This window comes from Fructilactobacillus sp. X2R1C1, from assembly GCF_059901435.1.
This window is the reverse complement of the sequence record NZ_JBWXUV010000001.1, coordinates 206,120-230,968: the sequence shown is the minus strand read 5'-3', so window position 1 is coordinate 230,968 and position 24,849 is coordinate 206,120. Positions and strand designations below refer to the sequence as shown.

The following is a 24,849-nucleotide window of genomic DNA, read 5'->3' as shown; positions in this document are numbered from 1 at the left end:
GCAACATTAATACTGAATATTTTGGTCTGCGACAATTGACTGGTAATTCATCTTTTCAAGCCATTTTGGTAAACTCAGGTTCTCCATGATGTTCATGTCAACGTCTGGAGTCAAAATCGAACCGCCAGGAACCGCATCAACTGGAATCGAAAAGTAGGGTCCAACGGTAATCGCGTTACCAATCTCACCCGGTTTCATCATGACGTGGGCAAAGCCAATCCACGAACTGGAAAACGAAGTGCCTGCATCTTGACCACACTGGGCAATCGAGCGCGCGATGGCTTCTCTTCTTCTGGCCAAGAATTCGCCGAGGTCGTCCTCGTTGGGCGTGTTCCAGGTTCCAGCATCCTCAATGAACATGGAGGAATTATGAACGGGATCCTTCGCAATTGAAATGGCAATGGCGGACCAAACGCCGTAACTTTCACCCGGTTTTAGCGGGCGGTCTTCAATTGGTCGTTCGGCAGTGACGCCCTTGTTAGCACAAATAATGAAACTGCCCGGAGCCGGGTAGTGCCGGCGATTGTCGGCCGTCCCAAAGAATTCTACCAGTGAATCTTGCAGTGGTTTCCCATCGTAAATTGGTAGTTTCGAACCATCCCACTGGGTCACCTTAAACAACGGTTGTGCCCGATCGACTTCTGGATTTCTCAGGAGATCATATCCCAGAATGTGGCCCTGAACGCCCGTGAAGCTGGAGGCCGTCATCATGTTAATCTGGCCAATGTAGGCGTTCTTGCACTCGGCTCGGTCGTAAGACACGATTCCATCCAAGACGCCATCGTCCGTCTTTTCGCGGGTCCCAGCGTCAACTTTTAGGCCAGTAACATAGCCAGTTCCGAGGTTCCCTGGCTCCATGTAACCCCGCGAATATTTTTGATAGGGACTAATCGCAATACGATCAATCCCCTCTTGATTTAAAATTTTGTCAATTTTAGCCATTTTTTGCCTCCTATAAGCGGAAAATTTATTTTGCTTTTGAGACTACGTTCATAATCGCCTAACTCAAAATTACTTGCAAGGAACATCACTTATTAATGCCCAAATGACGGTACTAAAACGATTTTATTTCCCTTTCTTATCAATCAATAAATATTTTATTAAAATTTCCTCATAAAAAGAGTGACACAATGTCAGCATTAGCGTTAAAATAATGTTAAGATTTACACAATAATAGGTGTGTATTGAAAGGAGATCCTAATAATGAAAAAAGTCTTAATACTAGGCGGTGGATTCGCTGGATTAAGGGCTTGCAAGCTTTTAGCTAAGAGTAAGGCCAATCTAGACATTACCTTGGTTAATAAAAATGCTTATCATTATGACTCGACCGGCCTCTACAAGGTCGCATCAGGAGATGAAGCACCAGAACGACTCATGTTTAGAATTACCGACATGATCAATCCTAAGATTCATTTCATAGAGGATGAAGTTATTAAAGTAAATGGTAAAGATAACACGGTCCAAACAAAAAACAACGGTGATTTAAGTTACGACTACCTGTTCAATGCGCTTGGATTTGAACCCGAAACGTTTGGCACCCCGGGTGCAGACGAGTTTGGGCTTCAGATCAGTGACATTGATAACTCAGTCGCTGACTACAAGAAGATTCAAACCACCTTGGATGCCTACGATGAGTTTAAGGATGCTAAGCTCTTGAACATCGTGGTGGTCGGCGGTGGTTTTACTGGCATCGAACTTTTAGGGGATCTCGTGCACATGGTGCCAAAATGGGCCAAAAAGTATGGTTTCAAAAAAGAAGAGTTCAAAATTACCTGTATCGCTCCGGGCTTTTTGCCAATGTTTAACAAAAAACTCGGTGACTACGCGCAACACTTCCTTGAAAAGAAGGGCGTTAAGTTCATCATGGGTGACACTGTGTCAAAGATTACGGCAGATGGTGCTTACTATGGTAAAGATGATAAATTCATCCCATCTCACTTAGTCTTCTGGACCGCTGGAGTAAAGGGATCTGACGTTATTCCCGATTCACAGTATCCAAACGAGAAACGAAACCGGGTCGCCGTTAACACGAACATGAGCTTAGACGACTTTCCTAACCAGTACATCATTGGCGACGTCTCAGCCGTTAAAGATGACAAGTCCGATCGGATGTTTCCAACGACTGGTCAAATTTCCATCTACGAAGCGGACGTTGCCGTTAATGATTTCTTAAACAAACTAAATGGTAAACCCGCCATTAAGTTCGACTACAAATCAATGGGAACCGTTTGTTCACTTGGCCCATACAGTGGAATTGCCGAAATTTACATGTTCGGCATGACCTTTAAGTTAAAGGGATGGATTGTCCCAATCTTTAAGAACATGATCTTCAAGAAGAACGGACTTGAACTCGGAAACATTCGGACCATGTTAGAAAGTTAAATTGATTTAAGGAGGAACTATTCACAATGCTTAATTTAGGTTTAAGTGTTTTGCCGCTAGCGCGGATTCAGTTCGCTGAAACCACGATTTTCCATTTCTTCTTCGTCCCAATGTCAATTGGATTGGCATTGATCGTTGCAATCATGGAAACCTTCTATGCGGTGACCAAAAAACCAGTCTATAAGACGATGACGAGATTTTGGAGTAAGATTTTCTTGCTTAGTTTCGCGGTCGGAGTTGTAACTGGTTTGATTCAAGAATTCCAGTTCGGGATGAACTGGTCTGATTACTCAAGATTTATGGGTGACATCTTCGGGGCGCCGTTAGCCATCGAAGCTCTGTTGGCCTTCTTCTTGGAATCAACGTTTATCGGGGTTTGGATGTTCACCTGGGACAAATTAAAACCTGCTTGGCACGCCCTGATGATTTGGTTGGTCTTCTTTGGGTCAGCCATTTCAGCACTTTGGATTCTATCAGCCAACAGTTTCATGCAACATCCAGTTGGTTACCGGATTGACCCTAAGACCGGTCACGCTTTAATGACTAGTTTTAGCGCCATCCTGACCAACCAACAACTCTGGTACGAATTTCCCCACGTGATCTTCGGAGCCTGTGTTACCGGTGGTTTCATCGTCGCTGGTGCATCGGCTTGGATGATCTTTAGAAAGAAGTGGCCCGACTTCTTCAGAAAATCAATGCGAATTGGTTTAGTCGTTGGTTTGATTGCTGTCTGCGGTAGCTTCCTTAGTGGAGACCAACAGATGCTTTACTTAAGCCATCAACAACCAATGAAATTTGCCGCCGCTGAAGGTGAATTTGAAAACGTTAAAAGTCCAGCTGCTTGGACGGCCGTTGAATTCGCTCATACTAATGAACACCGTGCTAGTTTCAAGATTGAGATTCCATACATGATGGATATCTTGACCTACCACAAGCTAAGTGGATCAGTTACCGGTATGAATGAAACCAACGCTAAGCTCCACAAGAAGTGGAATAGTCAGTTTGGCAAAGATATGAACTACTACCCACCAGTAAACACCTTGTTCTACTCATTTAGAATCATGGTATTTGGTGCAATGACACTAGCTTTCTTAGCCATCTGTGGACTGTGGTTCTCAAGGAAAAAGAAGAATACGATTGGGAAGCAGTGGTGGTTGACGCTACTGCTGACGGTTGGAACATTTGGACCGTTCATTATTAACACCTGTGGTTGGCTGGTTACCGAAAGAGGTCGTGACCCATGGGTTGTCTACGGATTACTGCCAATTGCCAAAGCGGTTTCGCCAAGTACGACGGCGGCTTCCGTGCTCTTTACCATTATTATTTACTTCTTCTTATTTGCCACTTTGGGTGTCTTCATGTTTATTTACGCACGAAAATCACTTTACAAGGGGCCTGAAGGTGTCGGCGATCACGAGAGCTACGATACCGAAGATCCATTTTCAAAGGAGGCTTTTGAGAAATGAGTTTATTACAACTTTTATGGTATTTCTTAATCGGATTACTGTTCGCACTGTTCTTAATTCTCGATGGAGCTGATTTTGGGGCCGGAATGTCAACAAGACTGCTGGCTAGTAATTACGACGAAGCAGCTTTGGTACTTCGAACGATTGGACCCCACTGGAGTGGAAACGAAGTCTTTTTGGTTGCCGCTGGTGGTTCAATGTTTGCGGCGATGCCAATGTGGTACGCCTCGTTGTTCTCCGGATTCTATCTCCTGCTATTCTTTATCCTGGTGGCTCTAATTTTTCGGGGTGTCTCGTTTGAATTCTCCGAAAACGCAGAGACCAAAAAGGGCCGAAACCGATGGATGTGGGCCAACTTCTTCGGAAGTGTCTTCATCCCCTTCCTGTTCGGAATGCTTTTTACCGACATGATTCAAAGTTTGCCAATGGACGGTCAGGGTAACATCTACGTCACCTTCTTCGACGTTGTTAACCCACTTTCAATCCTTGGTGGAATCACGGTAACTGCCTTATGTCTCTACCAAGGCCTTCACTACATTTCCTTGCACACGGCGGGCTTAATTCGATACCACGCCTCAGCAATGGCATCCAACCTGTACTGGTTGGCATACCCAGTGGAAATTCTAGTTGTGATTGCTTTATATTTCCAAACCAACTTTTTCGAGACACATTTGGTCTCAACTGTAGTAGTATTAGCATTAATCGTTGCTACAACTATTTGGGGTCAAATTGCTAGTGGCTCTGGTCATGAAGTACAAGCTTATCTTGCAAGTACCAGTACCCTCGCCTTACTAGTAATCCTGATCTTTATTGGTTTATTCCCTAACGTATTGGGTGCCAATGATCCAGTTCACACGATTTCAATCGCAAACGCTTCTTCATCACCATATACGTTAGTTGTAATGACCATCGTGGCATGTATCCTCCTACCGCTCATCGCGATCTACTTTACCTGGAGTTACGTCTCACAATGGCATCGCATTTCGCTTAAAGATATGGAAGATGCCAATTCTGGATATTAAAAATTAAGGATTGATAAAACATGTTTGATAAACAACTTCTATCAATTCCTGGGGTCAAAAAATTAATTGCCAAGCTAAGTATTCTAGCAGTCGTTCAATCGGTCGCTATCATTCTAGAGGCCCTTTTTCTCTCACAGGCAATGGTGCTTACTTGGGAACAAAAAAAGATAGCAGCGTTAACCATACCTGTGCTATCTTTTTTTGTTGCTTTCGCATTAAGATACCTGATCACAAGAATTGAAAATCAAATTACCGATAAATTTGCCAGTCAGGCTAGTAGTCAGTTAAAAGAACAACTCCTACAAAAAGAATTCGAACTAGGACCCGCCATGGTCTCAAACATCGGATCAGGTCACATGGTAACCCTAGCACTTGAAGGGATTGATAAGGTCGAAAACTACCTTAACCTCATCTTGCAGAAGACCATTAACCTGGCGATCATTCCATGGATCATCCTTTTGTACTGTTTCTTCGTTAACTGGCTCTCAGCGGTCGTGATGCTACTGGTCTTTCCGGTAATCATCTTGTTCATGATTATTCTAGGACTCGCCGCTCAGGCTAAATCTGACCGACAGTATTCTGGCTTTAAAGAGATGTCCAATAACTTCATCGACAGCATGCGGGGACTTAAGACCCTCAAACTCTTTGGCCTCAGTAAATCCTACGGAGATAACATCTATCGGGTTAGTGAAAATTACCGAAAGAGCACGATGAGCGTGTTAAGAGTCGCTTTACTATCGACGTTTGCCCTCGACTTCTTTACGACCATGTCAATTGCCATCGTGGCCGTCTTATTAGGTGTGAAATTAATTAATGGAACGGTGACATTGCTTCCAGCCCTAATCATCCTAATTCTCTGCCCGGACTACTTTTTACCGGTCAGAGATTACGGAAATGACTACCATGCCACTTTGGACGGCAAAAATGCCCTGATTGACATTAACAAGATTCTGGATTTACCAAGTCCAACCAGCAAAATTAAACTAACCAACTTTCACAACTGGACTAAGGACAGTACCTTAAAGGTTAGTGACTTAAACTTCAGTTACGACCAAAAGGAGGACAATATCGCTGATGCCAATTTCAATCTGAACGGATTCGTTAACATCGGAATCGTGGGTCGGTCTGGTTCAGGGAAGTCCACGCTTTTAAACCTCCTTGGAGGCTGGCTGTCTCCAACCAACGAAAACGGTCATCTCCCATTCAACGTTGACGGTCAAGCAATTGACAGTCTCGCTCAATCGGAATGGCAGAAGCACATCAGTTACATCCCCCAGGATCCATACATCTTTGCCGGAAGCATTGCCCAAAACATCGCCTTTTATAAACCCGATGCTAAGGCTTACGCCATTAACTCCGCCATCGAAAAAGCGGGCCTGTCTAAGTTTGTCGATGGCCTCCCCGACAAGGCCAACACCAAGATTGGCGAAGGTGGCAGAGGCATTAGTGGTGGTCAGGCCCAACGGATTGCCCTGGCCCGAACCTTACTTGATACCGAGCGAACCATTCTCCTGTTAGATGAACCAACCGCCCATTTGGACATTGAAACCGAATATCAACTAAAACAAACCATGGTTCCGATCTTCAAAGACCACCTCGTCATCTTTGCGACCCACAGACTTCATTGGATGAACGAAATGGACTACATTCTAGTCATGGAAGATGGCAAGATCGTTGAACAGGGAACTCAAACTGAATTATCCAACCAAAACGGAGCCTACAAGCAATTGATTAGTGAGATTCGAGGTGGAAACAATGCGTAAACTACTTAAAAACGATACGTGGATTAAACCATACCTGACCAAGTACAAGGTCTTGTTATTCTGGGTCTTCTTTCTCGGCGTCTTGACCTTTGGGTGTGGGATTGGATTGATGTTCGTTGCCGGCTACTTAATTAGTCGTTCGGCCACTCATCCCTACAACATCCTGATCGTTTACGTTCCGGTCATCTTAACACGGGCCTTCGGAATTGGCCGACCGGTCTTTAAGTACTTAGAGCGACTAAACAGTCATAACTGGGTCTTAAAGGTAACGTCTGCCCTTCGAAAACGGCTCTACACTACCCTGGAATCATCCGCCCTTTTTTTGAGTGAGAAATTTCAGACCGGTGATTTACTGGGTGTCCTAGCCGACGACATTGACCACCTTGAAAACCTGTACCTGAGAACCATATTTCCAACCCTTGTGGCCTACATCACGGGTATCATCATCATTGTGGCCTTAGGCATCATTAGTTGGCCCTACGCCATCTTCATGTTCGTTGCGTTTACCATCATCTTGTTCTTTGTTCCACTTGCCTCTGAGGCCATGCGGGGGGCTTCTAAGGAATACCAGAAGTCGCTTCTCCACCAGTCTTATGAAAATCTGACGGATTCAACCCTTGGAATCGCGGACTGGATGATTTCCGGTCGAGAAAAGGGCTTTCTTAATCATGTCAGAAAAAACGACCCGAAGATTGCCAAGTCTAACGATCAGACCCACTTATTTGAGTGGAATCGTGAATTTCTCATTAAAGTGGTCTTCGCAATCGTCATCATCGGGACCCTGCTTTGGTCTAACCTGTACTTCAAGGGGTCACAGGAACTCGTTAACTACGCGGCCGCCTTCGTCATGGGAATCTTCCCGCTGATGGATGCCTTCGTACCGGTCTCTCAAGCCTTAGAAGAGTGGCCAATGTACAGTGATTCGGTGGTCCACTTGAATCAACTTTCAGACGAAGAGAAGCAACCGTACGTCTCAGACGAAAAGCTGCCCGCCCCAGCTGACTTTAACTCCATTAAACTCGATCACGTGACTTTTCACTACCAGGACGACGCAAATGACATCATCAAAGACGTCTCATTTAAGATTGATAAACACCACAAGTTAGCAATCATCGGACCCAGCGGAGTTGGAAAGACGACCCTCTTGCAGCTTTTAACCGGAGCACTTACGCCAACGACTGGACACGTCTTAATCAACAACATCGACGCCTATAAGTTTGAGTCTGACAGTTACAAGTGGTTCAGTGTGCTGGATCAGAGTCCGTTTCTATTTGACACGTCGGTCTTAAACAACGTTCGAATCGGAAACGAAACCGCTACTGACGAAGACGTCAAAAAAGCCATCAAGGCCGTAGGATTGTCCGATTACATTGAATCACTACCAGACGGCTATGAAACGAACGTCAAGGAAAACGGGATCAGATTCTCTGGCGGACAGCGGCAACGAATTGCGCTCGCCCGCATCCTCTTGCAGGACAATCCAATTGTCCTACTCGATGAACCTACGGTGGGACTGGACCCGATTACCGAAAATAACCTGATTAACACCATCAGTCGAGTTTTAAAAGACAAAACCATGATTTGGGTTACCCATCACCTTCAAGGCTTAGACGAAATGAATGAGGTTATCTTCCTTGAAAACGGCGTCATCAAAATGGAAGGAAATCCGCAAGCATTGTATAAAAATAACGCCCGTTATCGTAGACTGTACGCAATGGACGTTGGGAAGTAATTATTCGGTTATTTAGAATACTGAAACAATTCCGAAATGATGGTTTTAAGAACAGCGGTACTCTCAGATTGTGGTAACTGCGCAATTAGGTCAAAAGCGTCGTCTAAGTACTGCGTATAAATCTGACGCGCCGCTTGCATTCCGCCACTGTCACTCACAATTTTAGCAATTTCTTTTAGATCAGCTTTTTTAAGCTGGTCTTTTTTTAGGATTTTTTTTAACTTCGGACCGTCAGCGGTCTTGAAAGTTTCAATGACGGGCAAGGTATACACGCCCTCACTGGCATCGTGCAGAGTGGGCTTTTCGGTTTCAACGTCTGGCTCAAAGTCCAGGAGGTCGTCTCGAATCTGAAACGCCATCCCAAAGTTCAAACCAATCTGCTCAGCAATCTGGACGGTGTCATCGTCGGCCATCGACAGAATGGCACCTTCCCCCATCGCCACTTTGAAGAGTTCCGCCGTCTTTCCCTGAATCGAATCAAAGTAGTCCTGTTCACTTCGGTCTAAATCATACTTACTTTCGTCTTGGGCCAACTCGCCAAACAAGACGTCCTTCATGCTTTCAACGTTGTAACGCAAATTATCAAAACTCGGGGCGTAGTCCAAAAGCATTTCAAAGTATTTCGTGAACAGGTAATCACCCAGGTAGATCGCTTCGCGCTGGCCAAATTGAGCGTTTAATGTATCTTCCCCCCGTCTTAGGTCCGATTGGTCAATGACGTCATCGTGGACCAAAGAAGCCAAATGAATGACCTCAATTGAAGCGGCGGCCTGGAGGAGTTTCTCTCGCTCAACTGCTTCCGTGCCAAAGTTACCCGCGATTAACAGGAGCGCCGCCCTTAGCATCTTGCCGTTTCCGTTAATTAGTTCTTCGATTCCCCGTTTAAACTCGGCCTCAGGAACCTGAATCTCTTTACTTATGAGTGATTGAACTTGAACCAGTTCAGATTCAATTTCAGGAAATTTATTCCAAATGGTTGTTTTCATGTCTTTTCCTTTTTTATGGTAACCTTACGATATTTTCATGGTACTATAATAACAGCATTATCCTTAATAATAATAACATTAACAATGACTTTCGGAGGCAAAACAATGAAGTGGAAATACTTTTATCAACTAACCGAGATGTACACCACCCCAGTCGACGTCTTAATCCTACTGTTCTGTGCCAGCTTTTCGTACTACTTTTACGGTTCCTTTAACTGGCTGTATGCCATCTGGGCCTTCTTCATCGTGTTCTTGATGCATCTGTTTTTAAACCTACATAACAACCTGGAAGACTACGAACACGCAACCGACGTGACCGACTACAAGCACGCCACCAGTATCATTGGTAAGTACCACCTAAGTACCCGGATGATCTGGAAATGGGTCGTAATAATGGGGATAATTGTCGCCGTCCTTGGACTCACGCTCGCATACCTCACCGGTTGGCCGACACTAATCATCGGCATCATCGGCTTTGGCCTCGGACTAGCCTACTCGGCGGGTCCAAGACCAGTGGACTCCACCCCATTTTGTGAACTTGCGACCGGCATGCTCATCATGTTTTTTGACCCGCTGGTCTACGTCTATCTAGGAAGCATTCATCGCTTTCACTTTTCCTGGGACAGTATCGTCGACGTCTTTTTGGTCACCATGTTCCTGTTTGTGCTTGCCTACATCACCCAACTCGCCAACAACACCTGTGACCTAAGAGAAGACATTGGGAATCATCGCTACACCCTGGTGTATTACATCGGACCATCAGACGCAATTAAATTATTTACAATTGTTTTCTGGTTGACAATCTTAATCATACCAATTTTATCCTTCTTTGGATACGTCCCAATCATTTCAAATTTAATTATTTTGGCTTATCCGCTGGCCTGGAAGAAAGTTAAAGTTTTTCAAACCAACCAGAACAAGCAGGAAGTCTATCATCAAATCGTTGGTGGGGTGACAATGTTAATGGGGTTGTATATCATTACTTACATGATCGGAACCATCATCAAAATCTTTCTTTAATTCATTTACACTGGAGGTAAATCATGACCTGGAAGTATTTTTATCAACTAACTGAGATTTACACAACACCGCTGGACGTGACCTGGCTCATACTTGCGGCTAGTTTTTCTTATTATTACTACGGCTCGTTTAACTGGCTGTATGCCATCTGTGCCTTCGTGATTGTCATCGCCCTGCACCTCTTTTTAAACATGCAGAACAACCTCGAAGACTACGAACACGCCACCGACAAGACGGACTACAAGCACAGTACGAGCACCATTGGGAGTAATCATCTGAGTCTCACGATGATTCGGCACTGGTTGTACGGTTTTGCCGCTTTCATTATCATCGCCGGTTTGATCCTGAGTTACTTTACCGGATGGCCTACCTTAATGATCGGTGTAATTGGTTTTCTATTGGGACTGGCGTACTCGGCGGGTCCGAAGCCTCTAGACGCTACTCCATTCTGTGAGTTAGCGGTTGCCACATTAATTCCGTTCTTTGTTCCGCTGATTTACATGTACATGGGAAGCATCCACCGATGGAACTTCACCCTTATGAGTGTGCTGGACGCCTTTTTGGTGACACTACTACCGTTTATCCTCTTCTTCATCATTCAACTCGCAAACGACACGTGTGACCTCGAACAAGACATTGGTAATAACCGTCATACGTTAGTCGACTACATCGGGAAAAAGAACGCCATTAAGGTGTTTGACTTGGTCTACTGGCTCTCAATCATCGTAATTCCGATTCTTTCTTTGGCAGTCGGCATCGTTCCTTACTTTGCCCTACTGACCATTCTAATTTATCCTTACGTTTGGACCAAAGTCAAAGTGTTCAACTTCAATCAAAACAAGGGAGAAATTTATAACGTCATCGTTAAAAACACTTCCCTGATCGTTATGTTATACATTTTGACCTACATGATTGGCACTATTATCATCTACCTATTTAAATAAACCAAAAGCACTTCTTTAAATAAACTAAAAGCACTTCAGAAAATTCTGAAGTGCTTTTTTAGGTCTAAAACTAGTGATGATTACTAACGTACCACGCTAGTTGATTCAGTAATTTATTTTGGTACTCATCATACAGACTTCTCAAGGGATGCAGATGATCCACCTTGACAATCCACGGCTTATCGAAGTTTGTGTAGTGCACAATGACGGGATGATCCAACGCCTCTACTTGAGAACGCTGACCGTCCGTCGTCTGACTTTTGCGGTACTTGCCCTTAATAAGGTTACTTTGCACGTTGTACTTGGAGGGTAATGCCTGCCAATCACCGTTAAAAATGGCATTTAAGGCATCCTGGTCCTGAAACCGCAACATTTCCGGATGGTCATTCGCAAGTCTGCGTGCTTTTTGTGAAATACCAGCGCTACGCCATTTCTTGGTATCAATTAGTAACAAGCCGGCGTTAAAGTAGTGGCCAGCTTTCTCACTGACTCCCATCTCACGCAGGCGGTCCAAATAACCAGCGTTTTCAACGGCCCCAATCACCTTCCCATTTAAATCAGCGTGATAAAGTTCATCAATGTTTCCCACACAAATCATATCAGCGTCAAGATAGAGAATCCTGGAACGGTCAATTTCCTCCGGAATGTCAATGCGGTAGTAAGTATTGCGCTTGATGATGCTGTTTGGGGCGTCCGTGTTGGCCTTCTGGTAGCGGTCCTCGTGGGGCTTTAAAAATTTCACCGTTCGACAGTTTCTAAAAAGCTTCGGGAGGGTAGCAATTAAGTTCTGATTTTTGGGACTTAAATGATCGTTGACGACAAAAAACTCAAAATCCGCGTCCGGATTGTTTAAAAGGATAGAAGTGTAATTAATCGCTAGTGGCAGTGCCATGTTGTTGTCAGTGGTGGACGCAACCGTGAGCGGATGAGCCACTTCAGTTGGTTTTTTCACTAGGCCCAGTCTCCGTTACGAAAGACGGGAACGACCGTCCCATCAGCCTTAACACCGTCGATATTCATGTCGTCAGAACCCATCATGAAATCAACGTGTTCTTGACTGCTGTTCAAGCCGGCCTGGTCTTGTTCTGCGGGACTCATCTCGGTCCCACCAACAACACTGAATGGATAAGCAGCGCCCAGGGCCATGTGATCACTGGCATTTTCGTCGTACAGGGTGTTGTAGAAAATGATCCCCGATTGTGAAATTGGACTAGGATCCGGCACCAGTGAAACTTCGCCGAGCGAACGAACTCCCGGATCGGTGGCAAGGAGATGGTCAAGTGTCTTTTGCCCCTTCTTGGCAGTGGCCTTTACGACCTGTCCGTCCTTAAAAGTGAACTCCATGTCTTCAATCAAAGTGCCAGAATAGCTTAACGGCTTCGTCGAAGTGACGTGACCGTTAATGCGGCGTTTGTCAGGAGCCGTGAAGACCTCTTCAGTCGGCATGTTGGGCATGAACTTAATGCCATCAACACTGGTACTGCCAGCTCCGACCCAGACGTGGTGCTTGGGTAATCCAACCTCCATGTCAGTTCGTGGGGAATGGTACTGCAGTGTGTCAAACTGTTCCTCATTTAACCAAGCTGCCTTTTCTTGGAGTTGATCTTTGTGGTCCTTCCAAGCCTGAATGGGGTCGTCGTTATCAACTCGAGCCGTTTTGAAAATCTCGCGCCACAACTTGTCAACCGCTTCGTCCTCTGGTAAATCTGGGAAAACTTGTTTCGCCCATGCGTTATCAGCAGCTCCTACTACCGTCCAAGTCAGGTCATTATTCTGGGTTGCTACGCGGACTGCATTGGTGGCTTTTCCCATGGCAGCAGAGTTTGTAGCAACTCGTTTGGGATCGATTTTGGCAAACGCCGCCGGGTCTTCAGATAGAACCGAAATCCGTGCGGCATGCTTGTCAACGATGTAGTTGGCCTCATCAACCATGTACTGTGGAATGTTTTCCAACCGTTCGTCACTGGCATGTTCTAAGAACTGCTTAGAAACAAAGGTATCGTCCCACTTAAGCATCACATCGGCGGCCCCAGCTTTATAGGCTTCTTTCACAATCATGTGGGCCAAGTCCTGGTGATGATCAGAGATATACAGAACGACCGTCTGGTTCGGTTGGACGTTTACTCCCACCTTGACAATCAGTTCCGCATACTTTTTTAAATTACGATCTAATTCTTCCTTCTTCATGTAATCATCCCTTCTTCTCTCGTTGCATCCATTCTATTGATTTTTATTTTCAATTACAATTAATAAGTGTAACGCTTTGCAATCAAAATTTAACTTACGGAATGTAAGTCCGAAGCCACGGCTTTTCAACTTATCTGACTTCACAATTTCTCAGAAAGGGACTGGAGCAAGCGCGTGATACCGTGCTAAAATGGATGATATTACTTAACGAAATGGGAGGGAACGACGTGTCAAAAGCTGCCAAACGAGCAATTTTCATCCTGATTATTGCGAACTTTATCATTTGTTTAGGGATGAGTCTGGTAATTCCAGTCGAACCTTTCATTAAAAACGAATATCATTTAACCACCGCTCAGATGGGAACCATGACTTCACTATACGCCTTAGCTCAGTTCATCGGATCGCCGTTTGTGGGCCGGATTTCAGACAAGATTGGACGAGCACCGATTCTGGCTGGAGGACTCGTTCTTTATTCCGTCTCGGAAATGATGTTTGCGGCCTCTAACACGCTGCTGTTATTCGATATTTCCCGACTAATTGGTGGAATTTCGGCCGCCATGGTGGTGCCAACGTCCATGGCAATGGCCGCTGACCTGTCGTCTTCTGAACAACGGGCCAAGGTCATTGGCCTGCTATCGGCTGCCTTTAGTGGTGGTTTAATCATCGGTCCCGGGATTGGTGGTGCACTTGCCAAGTTTGGGTACAAAACACCGTTCTGGTTTGCAGGCGTCCTTGGCATTATCGCCGTCATCTTCTTCGTGGTGGGACTTCCCAAGCACATCAAACAGACCAACCAAAAAAGTCCCGTCATGGAAGAGGTCCACATTACCGAAAAGGGCTTGAAGTCCATCCTAAACGGTGCCATGATTGCTCTCTTCGCCATGATTTTAATCTCATCATTTGGTCTGCAGGGCTTTGAAAGTATCTATACGATCTACGTGAATCAGGTCTTTCACTTTACCCTTGATAACATTGCCGTCGTCCTAATCATTAACGGAATGATTTCTCTCGTCCTTCAGGTCGTTTTCTTTGACCGCTTGGTCAGAATGCGCGGTGAACTGGGGCTGATTCGTGACTGTTTCATCCTCAGTTCCATCTGTATCGTCTGGATTCTGTTTGCTCACAGCAAAATCGAAGTCATCATTGCGACCCTAGTGGTCTTCTGTGCTTTTGACGTCTTAAGGCCTGCCATTACAACACTTCTGACCCGTTTTGGCAAGAATAATCAGGGATTAATCAACGGCTTAAACATGTCACTAACCAGTGTTGGTAACATCATCGGACCCATTTTTTCCGGGGTTCTAATGGACATTAACCCGCACTATCCCTACACGATTGTCGCCATTATTTTACTGTTTTCGGCGTTCATAACATTTGTAGTTCGTTACGAAATGCGTCACACTAAGGGCGTCAAAAGTGATGAATAGAAACGGAGGAATTGCATATGGCAAAAAAAGTACTAATCTTAGGTGCCGCAGGACAAATTCCTAGCATCGTAATTCAAAAATTACTAAAGGACACCGACGTTGACATGACCCTACTAGCTCGTAACGCTAAAAGTCGGTTAACTGTCAGTGACCCCAAACGAGAAACTGTCGTTGACGGTGACATCAATGATGATGAAACCTTGACAAGCGTCATGAAGGACCAAGACATCGTCTTTTCGGATGTCCCTCACGCTGAGGCAATGAGTTCCGTTATCAAAGCCATGGACCAAGCAGACGTTAAACGTTTAATCGTGGCTGGTCTATTGGACGTTGACGATACGGTCATTGGACCATTTAAGAAGTGGAACAACGAGATGATTGGTAGTACCTACGCTGATCCCAAGAAGGCTTATAAGGAGCTGCTTAACTCCGACATCGACTACACCTACTTGAAGATGACCTGGCTTTATAACGACAAGAACAACGAGAAATACGAAGTTATTCCCGCTGGTAAACCGTTTAAGGGTGCGCAAGTCACCCGGGAGGCCATTGCCAAGTTAATTGTCAGCATCATTGAAGACCCAAGCAAGTACCAACGTGAAGACATTGGCGTGGTTGAGCCTGGTACTGAGGATCTTTCCAAGCCTTCATTTTATTAAAAATTAAACAATATAAATACCTTTAGATGGATTTTATCAATCCAATCTAAAGGTATTTTTCGTTATTTAGAAAAAATATTAATCAAAAACTTTTTCTCTGAAAAATTATGTATCCTAACACTAAAAATGTGAGTGACCATCCCAATGTTCCAATCACTAATTGACCATTGCTCAAAAGAGTTGTTAAATGATAAGTTCCATAGTTATAATATTGATTAGTCAAGTTCAGCATATTAAAGGGATTCCATTTTAATATATTAGAAAATGAATTACTTTTATCTACTAAATTGCCTGAGACGAATTGACCAATCAAAACGATGAGAATATTAGTTGTAATAACTACCGCATTTGAATTAATAATACACGATGCAATAAATACCAAACTAATTATCAATAAAGATGCAACCAAATCCACTAAATTAAAAATAATCATATTTATAATTAACGGACTGTGATATTGATATAAATCTAACCAATTTATCGACAAAGAAGTAAACGGAACTAACTGGAAAATAAAAAAGCAAATTATTGAAAATAAATGTAATATTATCGCATAACTACATGCAATCAGTACCTTAGCAAAATAAACGTCAGCTTTTTGCGGAGCTTTATAAAGGATCGTTAAAATCGCATTATTCTGATACTCCATCGTAAAAAGTGTCGAACAGACAATGATTAACACTAAGGGAATAATCTGATTAGAATCGTCATTTGTCATAGCTAACAAATTATTTTGTTGATTACCAGAAGCCATCTTAACAATGACCATATAAACGGGAATTAAAAATGGTGCAATATAAACAATTTTTCGATGAATACTTTTATAAAGTTCCTGATGTAAACAACGTATCATAACTAGATCCCCTCCAATTTAAATCCGTCGATGCTTAAAAATAAAATATCCAACAACGAAAAATCCTAGTCCATAAATAAGTGTGCCTATTATTAGTTGAACATTACTTAAATTTGAAAATAGAAAGTACTTTTTATTAGATAATTGATTAATTACATAAATCATATTCAACGGATTCCATTTTATAAAATTGACTGAAGTCGGAATGCTTTTCATGATGGCGGTTGAGATATTCGATCCTAAAAACACGATTAATAATCCCATCGCAATTACAAACGATTCATTTTGAGTTAAAACAATAAGAAGAAAAGCAAGTGCAATCACAAAAATCATATACAATAGATAACCAACGACATTCAATAAGAGGGAAATTAAAACAGTATGTTGATCATTAACAAGCGAAAACCAGGAAAATTCTTGATTAGCTAAAAAGAACGTAAATATCAAAGTTAACAAGGAACCAAGTCCTAATAAAGTTATTCCATAAAACATCACAATCATAAACTTAGATAAATAAATCTTGAATTTATTAGAAGTTTTATAAAACAGAGTACTAATAGTATGGTTACGGTATTCAATAGCAATAAAATCAGACGCAATCGCAATTAAAATCACGATGGACCATTGCCCCATACCGAAACCTTGCGTAACCACTAAATTGTCATTATTTCTCGTTATGGCACTGTAAAGCATTAAAACAAACAAAACCGCAATTCCATATAAAGGTAACCTTTGGTGAATGAATTTATAAAATTCATGTCGTAAACTGGCAATCATTCTATTGAACCCCTTCTTTCTCCAGAATTTGGACTACAATTTTTTCCAAATTACCATTATCAGGGGTCAACTCTTCAAGATAAATACTATTATCAGCCAAAATTTCTTGAATTTTATCCAAATTGTTTCGATTAATTACATAAAAATCATTCTCATCAATAAAATCAATTTTGAATTTCTTTAAGATATCTTTTGTCTTATTCATATTTCGTGTAATTAATCGGTATTTTTGATCATTAGTTTCAAAAATTTCTTGCAATGACTTACTTAAAATTATTTTGCCATTTTTTAAAATTAAAATATCCGTCATGACTTTTTGTAATTCTGATAAGATATGACTAGAAATTAAAAAGGCAGTACCATTTTGGGCATATTCCCTAATGATCTTTCTAACGCCAATGGTAGCTTCAATGTCTAAACCGTTCATTGGCTCATCCAAAATAACTAAATCAGGTTTATTTAATAAAGCAATTGAAATCCCCAATTTTTGTTTCATTCCAATAGAATAATTTTTAGATTTTTGGTCAATGTATGAATCCATCTCTAATAACGAAACAATATGATGCATATCCGTTGAATCTTTACTATATAATTTAAGGTTCTCCAGCCCTGTTAAAAATGGATAAATAGCTGGATTTTCAACCAACGCTCCCACTTTTTTCAGTGCAATATGGTTAGTGGTGGTGACACTTTGACCATTTAAAGAAACTGATCCTTTAAACTTTAGAAGACCTAAAATTGTTTTCATAATCGTACTTTTACCAGCTCCATTGGGACCGATTAAACCTACAATTTCACCAGATTTAACTTCAAACGAAACATTTTTCAAAACATGATTTTTTCCAAAAGAAACACTAATATCTTTTACTGAAAGCATACCAATTCCTCTCTATAAACCTAACTATGGAACATTTCTGCGACAGTAAACACAAATCCAGTTACTAAAATCAAAATTAAAACAATCCACCAATATCTAGCTAAGAATTCCCACACATTATTAATCGGATGATATCTTTCGTTAACGTTTTGAGGAGAATCGTATCCATTTTGATTAGATGAATTATTATCTGGTTTATCTCCAAATAACAACACCTCTACCGGAATTTGAAAAATTTTGGCAATTTTCTCAATTGTATTTAAATTTGGAGTAGTTTCGCCAAGTTCCCATTTCGAAACTGTTTGACGGGTCACGTACAAATCATTTGCCAACTCTTCTTGAGAAATTCCCTTTTCTTTTCGTAATTTTTGTAATTGCTGAGCAAAAATAATTTTCATTTATGTACTCCTTTAAGTTTTATTAATTTAAATATACCGTAGACAGAAGAATAATAAAGCACTCCTTTATAAGGAATAGCACTTCTAAAGTGGAATTATGTTAATTAATGTTTGCATAGTTAGGTGCATAACTGTTCCCAAACCACACACTATCCACGTGCATTTATCAGTTTTTTATTTTCACCATTCCCCACAAACTACGTTATAATTGACCACGTAATAGCTTTAAATAAAGGGAGCGTTTTATATGTTTAATGAAAAAGAAAAAGGTTTTGATGGATGGGCCCTAATTGCGGGAATTATCTTTGTTGCCGCTGGACTCTTTGTCTTCATCAAACCATTTGCCACACTGCAGGCACTAGCCGTTATTTTAGGAATCGTGGCACTCTGCATTGGCCTGTATCACTTGGTGCTTCATCATCAACTGCAAAAGAACTTTGATGTTTCGGGATATTTGATTATCATTAATGGAATTATCGATATCATCATTGGTCTGATCCTATTATTCAGCCGCTCATTTGGCTTCTACCTCATCGCCATTGCCTTTGCGATCTGGTTCATCGTTGACTCTGGTCTAAGCATCTACTCGGCAACCAAAGCACAACAGAAGTCAGCCAAACGTTACTACTGGTTAATCGTAACGGCCGGAATCATCGGAATCATCATTGGAATTATCTTATTGTTTACCCCATACCTTTCAAACGCCGTTGTTATTATCTTCATCGGCATCTACTTCATCGTTGAAGGAATTAAGTTATTGGTAATGGCATTTTAAATTAGGTATTAATTAAAAGGGATTCATATGGAAAATAATGATAAAAAAATCCAACATTTTTGGAATAATCTGTTGAATAAAAATCTGGCTCAAAAAACTAAAACTAATGATATGGGTCAAATTATTATCGATCCCGATTCAGATGACCAATCACTAATTGATTGGTATCTCAAAGGTTAAGCAAACCAAAAATGGCCTCACGTACTCAAATACGTGAAGCCATTTTCTTTTGTCAATTTTATTTAAATTAATGAGTTTCCCAATAGCAACATGATAAACACGAGCACTAAGTCTAAGTAAACAAAGCTACTTACGACCTGCCACTTCCCCATCGTGTAACTCGACCAAATCGAATTAATGATAATAAAAACCAGTTCAATGTAGATCAGCAGGGCAATCAAACTACCGCCGACCATTGTAAAACCACCAATGACGGAATGCGGACCAAGGTGAAGGTGAAACGGTCCAAATTTCAGCCAGAAAACCACGACCGCCGACTGAATGACCAACAGGACGCTCAACACCACGTTAATCCAGAACATGATGCTGTTTTTGATGAGTAAGGGTTCTAACTGCTGATGAATCAAAAAGTAGCCGATTGCCGTCAAAATCACCATCACTAACAGGGTAATTCCAATAATCTCGAGATTAGCGCTCAAAAGCTGCTTATGACTCTCGGTCACGATATTAATCTTGCGTCCCGTCCACGTGATGATGTCGCATCCCAAGATGAACACCATCCAGTAGATTAACATCATCCAAAACTTAGGATACAGACTAATCGGGTGATAAATCATGAAGGCGTAGACGGCTGTGAAGAACAGCACGGCCAACACAAAGTACGGCCGATTCATCACCGAAGCGGCTGCTCCACAAATCAAGGTCGAAGCCGCTAACCACGACCACTGATAACCCTTCCCCTTTGCCTCAAAGAAGGCCATTGGAACCGCCATAAAAATGAAAATCAGACTGATTTCAGCCGACAGGTGAAAAGCTTCATAATAGAGTAAGTCTAAAATGACGAAAGCATACGCCACGAATTCTAACGATAACGTTTTGAATTGACGCGTCTTGACAAGTTTTTTTAACATGAAATTCCCCTTTATTAGTTCTTCTGGTATCTATTTTACACCCAATTAAACTCAATTTTCTAAATGTTTGTACTATCGTGAGCGTTTGGGTATGATGAAATTGAGCCCAGGAGGTGAATAAAATGGAAGACATTGATATTGATGAACTCAATCCCACCACGATGGTGGAATACTTTGAAAATGAACGGAAAAATAAATTCGACGTTGGTTACATTTTAAAACATAACGACAAGTATGCGCTGATGAGGACCATTGACCTCGAAGGTCGTCTTGATAACTACGAATTAATCGATCTGACGAAAGAAGTTCCGGTTTTTAACACGGGAACTCCATACTTAAAACAGATGATCGAATATCGGACCCTTGCGACTGAATATGGGCTTAAGGATACACCACAAATTAAAACAATTGAAGACCTTCCTTTTAAGAATCCACTTCAGGAGGTCCTTGATTATCTGTCACGGAGTGAAGTGAATTTTGAAGTCGTCACAATTAACAAGAAGAACCAGAAAAAAGACCGCATCGGCTACATGAAAAATCGAGAATCGTCCAATTTCTCACTGATTTCACGAGCCGTTGACGATCCGTTTGACCCCATTTTAAATGAGGAACACAAGATCAAACTCAAAAAGATCGAGATTGTGTGTTTCAATTCATGGGAGCTCATCTTTTTGACTGATCTAATCAAAAATGATTAGGAGGAGATTTATGCCCAAGTCAACTAAGATTATTATTGCCATCGCTGTTGTACTTGTAATCGTACTACTCGTCTGCATGGCGTTAGTACTGTTAATTCCCGGTCCAATTGGTGAAATTTCAAACGCAGTTTAAGGTTCAAATTAAAAAGGTGATCACGCGATTCGATCGTGTGGTCACCCTTTCGTTAATAACAGTATTTAAAATCATTCTAGGACCAAACTAGTCCTGCCGCTCCTTGAGTTTCCCCCGAAAATCAGACAACTGATGATAACCCTTGTGAAGCATGATATCTGTCAGTTCAGAATCCAAACGTGAAAAGATTTCAGGGCCTTCCTTTAAAAGGGCCGTTCCGACCTCAACCACATCAGCACCACACAGGATTAACTCAAAGGCATCCTTTCCGGTACGAACGCCACCAGTTCCGATAATCTTGATTTCTGACTTCAAACGCTTTCTGAAAGCTCGTACATTAGCTAACGCCACGGGCTTGACGTATGAACCACCGATTCCGCCAAAACCACCCTTGGGGGAAATGACTGCTGATTCGGTGTCAGCGTCCACTACCAAGCCGTTACCAACACTGTTAATGGTGTTGATGTAGGTCAAGGGATACTGGTTCAAAATCTTACTTATGGCGTCGTATTGTTGTAGGTCAAAATACGGTGGTAACTTGAGGCCCAGTGGCTTGGTGTAAAAACTAAAAATGGCTTCCATGGCCGCGTGAACGGCCGCAAAATCGTAACCAATCTGAGGCTTGCCAATCACATTTGGACACGACAAGTTAAGCTCACAGAGACCAGTAAAGCTACTGTCTTGAATTTTTCTTAGAGCCGTGATGTTGTCACCAAGGGAGGTTCCCGAGATTGATAAATCGATTGGCTTATCAATCTGATTCTGTTCAATGTAATCAAGATAGTATGCCAGTCCCTTGTTTGGCAGTCCCATGGAATTGATACTGCCAAATTCTGTTTCAGCGTAGCGCGGCTTGGGATTTCCTTTACGTGGCTCTAACGTGGCACTCTTGGTCGTCACGCCACCAGCTTCGGATTTCAGGATTTGATTCATCTCTTCGGCGGTTTCGTCAAAGACTCCAGCGGCATTTAAAAAGGGATGGGCAAACGTTTCGTTACCGATCTGTGTTGCAATTGAAATGTGATCCATTGTAAATAACTCCTTTGGTATATAAAAAGTCACAACTACTAGTGGGCATTCAGAGAAGTTCCCATTTGTCATAGTTGCGACCGCGATTAGTTTAATTAGGATGGACAATCTTTTGGATTCTCTGAACCAATTAAAGATTGATTGTCATTATCATAACGACCCCCACCCTCAATTGTCAACTTAGAAAACCTGCCTAAAAAATAATTGACTTTCTACGTCAATTTAGTTAGAGTATTTATCAAATAAATCGAGACTACTTTAATTCAATCCAGAGAGATTGAAAAGTTAACTGGTCATGTCAAAAAGTGGGCGTGCTACGTTAATTTGTAGTAGGCCCTTTATTTACGCAATTCAACCAAGTGAAAATCTAGGAGGATCAAATGGCATATTCATACAAGCATGACTTAGTGACGGTCTCTGACATGGATGAGGAACAGGTTTTACATAAGATTAAACTGGCGCAACTCTTTAAAGAAGGCAAATTGGTGCACCTAAACCGCCCCACCTACGCAATGAACCTCTTCTTTGAGAACAGTACCAGAACGCACACCAGCTTTGAGATGGCGGAACGCAGACTCGGAATCCAGGTCCTCCAGTTTAACGCGGATACCAGTTCGGTCACCAAGGGTGAGACCCTCTCCGACACCATCAAAACGCTTCAGGCGATTGGCGTTGACATCGCAGTCATTCGGCATCCCGAAAACGAGTACTACCGACAACTACTGGACGACAACCTGAAAATTAGTGTGGTCAACGGTGGTGACGGAAGTGGCCAGCACCCATCCCAATCACTTCTTGACATGATGACCATCTACCAGGAATTTGGCACCTTCAAGGATTTAAACGTCGGGATCATTGGCGACTTAAACCACTCCCGAGTGGCCCGTTCCAACATGGAACTTTTAACTAAACTCGGAGCGTACGTGTCGTTTGCGGGTCCCGACCAGTGGTACGACCCGAAATTTGAGGAGTACGGTAAACATTTAACCGTTGACGAACTGGCCCACAATTCCGACATTGTGATGTTACTCAGGGTGCAAAAGGAACGCCTCGGAAAAGAACTGGCGGACTTTGACGCTACCAGTTATCATGAGCAGTTTGGCCTAACCAAGGAGCGCTACCAAACGATGAAGGACAACGCCATCATCATGCACCCCGCTCCCGTCAACCGTGGAATTGAGATTGATTCCGACCTCGTCGAAGCTGACAAGTCGCGAATCTTTAAACAGATGACGAACGGGATGTACATGCGCATGGCCATTTTGACCGACGTCCTCGTTAATAAGGGCATTGTGAATAAAGCAGATATTGAGGAAATTGACGAACGATGAAAATTTTAATTCAAAACGGGCAAGTATTTCAAAATCAAGCGCTCAAACGGTGTGATTTACTGTTAGATGATGGTGTTATTAAACAAATTAAACCTCAAATTGAGCCGACGCAAACCGACAGGGTCATTAACGCCAAGAATAAGGTGGTACTGCCCGGTTTGGTAGACGTGCACGTTCACTTCAGAGACCCCGGTCAAACGGAAAAGGAAACCGTAAAAACCGGTAGTGAAGCGTCCGCTCACGGTGGTTACACGACCGTTTGTGCCATGCCAAACGTCATGCCCGTCCCCAATACTCCTGATAAACTAAAATCAATGATTGAACATAACCTACAACAGGGCGTTGTCAACGTGAAACAGTTCGCCCCCGTCACCTACAACGAACGTGGTAACCAACTCGTGAACTTCGCCGCAATGAAACAGGCTGGAGCCGTGGCCTTCAGTAACGATGGAATTGGAATTCAGAGCGCCCATACCATGTACAAGGCCATGAAAAAAATCGCTCAAACTGGATTGCCTCTGGCTGCCCACGTCGAAGACCGCTCGTTAATGAACGGCGGCGTCATTAATGAAGGATTAGCAGCTCAAAAACTTGGCCTAAAGGGCGTTCCTGAAGTGACGGAAACCAGCCAACTAGCTCGCGACCTCGAACTAGCACGCGCTAGTGGCATTCATTACCACGTCTGTCACGTCTCAACAGCGCGCAGTGTGGAACTGATTCGACGAGCTAAAGCGGATGACGTCAACGTCACCGCCGAGGTCTCTCCCCATCACCTGCTATTAGACGATTCCATGATTACCAGTGACGGACCCCATGTACAAGATGAATCCGCCACTGAGAACCAAAAAAGACCGGCAAGCGTTACTAGATGGATTGCTTGACGGAACCATCGACATGATTGCGACCGACCACGCTCCCCACACTGTCTCTGATAAGGGGCATTCCTTTAACGATGCGGCTTTCGGGATCACCGGCATCGAAACGGCCTTTCCACTACTGTACACCAGACTGGTTGAAACCGGTCAGGTGACTTTGAGTCAACTATTAGAATGGATGAGTGGCAAGCCAACCGCCTCCTTCAATCTCTCAAAAGAAAACCAAATCAAGGTTGGCAATCACGCCAATTTCTCAGTCTGGAATCTCGATGCCCCGCACCAAATTACAACCAAAAACATGAAATCAAAGGGAATTAATTCGCCGTTTATTGGCAAGCAAGTCGATGCACAAAACCTTATGACCTTTGTTAACGGCCAAATCGTTTATCACTCATAATTAAAAAAATGCTTTACGTAATTAAAT

The 24,849-nt window shown here is 42.7% G+C and carries 24 protein-coding genes and 1 pseudogene; 15 read left to right on the top strand and 10 right to left on the bottom strand.

The features are described 5' to 3' along the window. Positions 1–6 precede the first annotated feature (6 nt). Entirely contained in the window at positions 7–942 is a 936-nt protein-coding gene (hdcA, locus tag AC6UDG_RS01025) for a histidine decarboxylase, pyruvoyl type (protein WP_500706146.1), read from the bottom strand. A gap of 261 nt (positions 943–1,203) precedes the next feature. Here hdcA and AC6UDG_RS01020 point away from each other — a divergent pair, with 261 nt between their 5' ends. From AC6UDG_RS01020 to cydC, 5 genes are read left to right on the top strand one after another with little or no spacing between them, the layout of a single operon-like run. Then, positions 1,204–2,382 carry an NAD(P)/FAD-dependent oxidoreductase gene (locus AC6UDG_RS01020; RefSeq protein WP_500706145.1) on the top strand — a complete coding sequence of 393 codons (1,179 nt, stop codon included), beginning with the start codon at positions 1,204–1,206 and terminating at the stop codon, positions 2,380–2,382. 26 nt (positions 2,383–2,408) lie between these two features. Further along, positions 2,409–3,848 (top strand): cytochrome ubiquinol oxidase subunit I, encoded by a 1,440-nt coding sequence (locus AC6UDG_RS01015; protein WP_500693275.1) that lies wholly within the window; start codon positions 2,409–2,411, stop codon positions 3,846–3,848. After that, a complete protein-coding gene (cydB, locus tag AC6UDG_RS01010) occupies positions 3,845–4,870 on the top strand; it encodes a cytochrome d ubiquinol oxidase subunit II (RefSeq protein ID WP_500693274.1) in 1,026 nt (341 codons plus the stop codon). Before AC6UDG_RS01015 ends, cydB begins: the two co-directional genes overlap by 4 nt. A gap of 20 nt (positions 4,871–4,890) precedes the next feature. Then, positions 4,891–6,633 (top strand): thiol reductant ABC exporter subunit CydD, encoded by a 1,743-nt coding sequence (gene cydD, locus AC6UDG_RS01005; RefSeq protein WP_500706144.1) that lies wholly within the window; start codon positions 4,891–4,893, stop codon positions 6,631–6,633. Then, on the top strand, positions 6,626–8,365 hold the full coding sequence (gene cydC / locus AC6UDG_RS01000; protein ID WP_500706143.1) for a thiol reductant ABC exporter subunit CydC: 1,740 nt from the start codon (positions 6,626–6,628) through the stop codon (positions 8,363–8,365). Before cydD ends, cydC begins: the two co-directional genes overlap by 8 nt. A gap of 8 nt (positions 8,366–8,373) precedes the next feature. Here the strand turns inward: cydC and AC6UDG_RS00995 are convergent, their stop codons facing one another. Next, positions 8,374–9,351, bottom strand: coding sequence for a polyprenyl synthetase family protein (locus AC6UDG_RS00995; protein WP_500706142.1), 978 nt, complete (start codon positions 9,349–9,351; stop codon positions 8,374–8,376). Between the two features lie 105 nt (positions 9,352–9,456). On the opposite strand from AC6UDG_RS00995, the gene AC6UDG_RS00990 reads away from it, so the two are divergent. After that, the gene (locus AC6UDG_RS00990; protein ID WP_500693270.1) at positions 9,457–10,371 is read left to right on the top strand and encodes a prenyltransferase; all 915 of its coding nucleotides are present in this window, start codon (positions 9,457–9,459) and stop codon (positions 10,369–10,371) included. Positions 10,372–10,394: 23 nt separating this feature from the next. Continuing rightward, positions 10,395–11,315, top strand: coding sequence for a prenyltransferase (locus AC6UDG_RS00985; RefSeq protein ID WP_500706141.1), 921 nt, complete (start codon positions 10,395–10,397; stop codon positions 11,313–11,315). Between the two features lie 70 nt (positions 11,316–11,385). Here AC6UDG_RS00985 and AC6UDG_RS00980 read toward each other — a convergent pair whose 3' ends face one another. Together AC6UDG_RS00980 and AC6UDG_RS00975 are read right to left on the bottom strand one after the other, a co-directional pair. After that, a complete protein-coding gene (locus AC6UDG_RS00980) occupies positions 11,386–12,267 on the bottom strand; it encodes a glycosyltransferase family 8 protein (RefSeq protein WP_500706140.1) in 882 nt (293 codons plus the stop codon). Beyond that, positions 12,267–13,502, bottom strand: coding sequence for an aminopeptidase (locus AC6UDG_RS00975; RefSeq protein WP_500706139.1), 1,236 nt, complete (start codon positions 13,500–13,502; stop codon positions 12,267–12,269). Before AC6UDG_RS00975 ends, AC6UDG_RS00980 begins: the two co-directional genes overlap by 1 nt. A 227-nt stretch (positions 13,503–13,729) precedes the next feature. Here AC6UDG_RS00975 and AC6UDG_RS00970 point away from each other — a divergent pair, with 227 nt between their 5' ends. Then, complete coding sequence (locus tag AC6UDG_RS00970; protein WP_500706138.1) at positions 13,730–14,929, top strand: MFS transporter; 1,200 nt, start codon at positions 13,730–13,732, stop codon at positions 14,927–14,929. A gap of 17 nt (positions 14,930–14,946) precedes the next feature. Further along, positions 14,947–15,588 carry an NAD(P)H-binding protein gene (locus AC6UDG_RS00965; RefSeq protein WP_500706137.1) on the top strand — a complete coding sequence of 214 codons (642 nt, stop codon included), beginning with the start codon at positions 14,947–14,949 and terminating at the stop codon, positions 15,586–15,588. Between the two features lie 82 nt (positions 15,589–15,670). On the opposite strand, the gene AC6UDG_RS00960 is transcribed toward AC6UDG_RS00965, so the two are convergent. The 4 genes from AC6UDG_RS00960 to AC6UDG_RS00945 are packed head-to-tail and all read right to left on the bottom strand — an operon-like array spanning position 15,671 to position 18,493. Further along, positions 15,671–16,441, bottom strand: coding sequence for an ABC transporter permease (locus tag AC6UDG_RS00960; RefSeq protein ID WP_500698858.1), 771 nt, complete (start codon positions 16,439–16,441; stop codon positions 15,671–15,673). Between the two features lie 18 nt (positions 16,442–16,459). Beyond that, positions 16,460–17,218: an ABC transporter permease gene (locus AC6UDG_RS00955; protein WP_500698857.1), complete on the bottom strand. Its 759-nt coding sequence runs from the start codon at positions 17,216–17,218 to the stop codon at positions 16,460–16,462. A 1-nt stretch (position 17,219) separates the two neighbouring features. Beyond that, entirely contained in the window at positions 17,220–18,095 is an 876-nt protein-coding gene (locus AC6UDG_RS00950) for an ABC transporter ATP-binding protein (protein WP_500698856.1), read from the bottom strand. A 20-nt stretch (positions 18,096–18,115) separates the two neighbouring features. Continuing rightward, a complete protein-coding gene (locus AC6UDG_RS00945) occupies positions 18,116–18,493 on the bottom strand; it encodes a helix-turn-helix transcriptional regulator (RefSeq protein WP_500698855.1) in 378 nt (125 codons plus the stop codon). A gap of 247 nt (positions 18,494–18,740) precedes the next feature. Between AC6UDG_RS00945 and AC6UDG_RS00940 the strand changes: the two genes are divergently transcribed. Both AC6UDG_RS00940 and AC6UDG_RS00935 read left to right on the top strand, forming a co-directional pair. After that, on the top strand, positions 18,741–19,268 hold the full coding sequence (locus AC6UDG_RS00940; protein ID WP_500695492.1) for a DUF308 domain-containing protein: 528 nt from the start codon (positions 18,741–18,743) through the stop codon (positions 19,266–19,268). Between the two features lie 27 nt (positions 19,269–19,295). Beyond that, positions 19,296–19,448, top strand: coding sequence for a hypothetical protein (locus AC6UDG_RS00935; protein ID WP_500698854.1), 153 nt, complete (start codon positions 19,296–19,298; stop codon positions 19,446–19,448). Between the two features lie 62 nt (positions 19,449–19,510). On the opposite strand, the gene AC6UDG_RS00930 is transcribed toward AC6UDG_RS00935, so the two are convergent. Further along, positions 19,511–20,359, bottom strand: coding sequence for a hypothetical protein (locus AC6UDG_RS00930; RefSeq protein ID WP_500706136.1), 849 nt, complete (start codon positions 20,357–20,359; stop codon positions 19,511–19,513). A 122-nt stretch (positions 20,360–20,481) separates the two neighbouring features. Here AC6UDG_RS00930 and AC6UDG_RS00925 point away from each other — a divergent pair, with 122 nt between their 5' ends. Together AC6UDG_RS00925 and AC6UDG_RS00920 are read left to right on the top strand one after the other, a co-directional pair. Next, the gene (locus tag AC6UDG_RS00925) at positions 20,482–21,057 is read left to right on the top strand and encodes a hypothetical protein (RefSeq protein WP_500706135.1); all 576 of its coding nucleotides are present in this window, start codon (positions 20,482–20,484) and stop codon (positions 21,055–21,057) included. 10 nt (positions 21,058–21,067) lie between these two features. Further along, complete coding sequence (locus AC6UDG_RS00920) at positions 21,068–21,190, top strand: hypothetical protein (protein ID WP_500695496.1); 123 nt, start codon at positions 21,068–21,070, stop codon at positions 21,188–21,190. A gap of 87 nt (positions 21,191–21,277) precedes the next feature. On the opposite strand, the gene AC6UDG_RS00915 is transcribed toward AC6UDG_RS00920, so the two are convergent. Further along, complete coding sequence (locus AC6UDG_RS00915) at positions 21,278–22,219, bottom strand: dihydroorotate oxidase (protein ID WP_500706134.1); 942 nt, start codon at positions 22,217–22,219, stop codon at positions 21,278–21,280. Positions 22,220–22,599: 380 nt separating this feature from the next. On the opposite strand from AC6UDG_RS00915, the gene AC6UDG_RS00910 reads away from it, so the two are divergent. Continuing rightward, the gene (locus AC6UDG_RS00910) at positions 22,600–23,550 is read left to right on the top strand and encodes an aspartate carbamoyltransferase catalytic subunit (RefSeq protein WP_500706133.1); all 951 of its coding nucleotides are present in this window, start codon (positions 22,600–22,602) and stop codon (positions 23,548–23,550) included. Beyond that, positions 23,547–24,822, top strand: a pseudogene (gene pyrC, locus AC6UDG_RS00905) (dihydroorotase). Before AC6UDG_RS00910 ends, pyrC begins: the two are co-directional and overlap by 4 nt. Positions 24,823–24,849 lie beyond the last annotated feature (27 nt).